This is a genomic window from Vibrio sp. S234-5 (genome assembly GCF_000960595.1).
Lineage (GTDB): Bacteria > Pseudomonadota > Gammaproteobacteria > Enterobacterales > Vibrionaceae > Vibrio.
Window position 1 is genome coordinate 1 of record NZ_JZAM01000438.1, and the last position, 385, is coordinate 385.

Annotated in this window: 1 pseudogene; it reads left to right on the plus strand. The window is 54.3% G+C overall.

Annotation, left to right across the window (positions count from 1 at the left end):
* Window positions 1-385, plus strand: a pseudogene (locus tag UF06_RS22900) (U32 family peptidase); the annotation flags it as partial.

Sequence of the window (385 nt, forward strand, 5' to 3'; positions counted from 1 at the left end):
GGGGTATGCCGGTTTATCTATCAAAGCAGCGGTGGAAGGATGTCTTAAGTCAATGTGTGTTGCACGGCACCCGTCAGGAGGTTGATGTGGAAGTATTCAGCCACGGTTATCTGCCTTTGGCGTATTCGGCGCGTTGGTTTACCGCTCGAGCGGAGAATCGCGCCAAAGACGATTGCGAAACTTGCTGTATCAAATATCCCACAGGTATTCAGGCTTGCAGCCAAGAGGGGCAGAGCGTGTTTAACCTCAATGGCATCCAAACCCAATCCGGTTACTGCTCCAACCTGATAAACGATCTGGCGGGGACGCACGGGTTGGTTGATGTGGGGCGCCTGAGCCCGCTTGGTCTGGGTACCTTTTCGCAGCGCGATCGCATCAGAGCCAA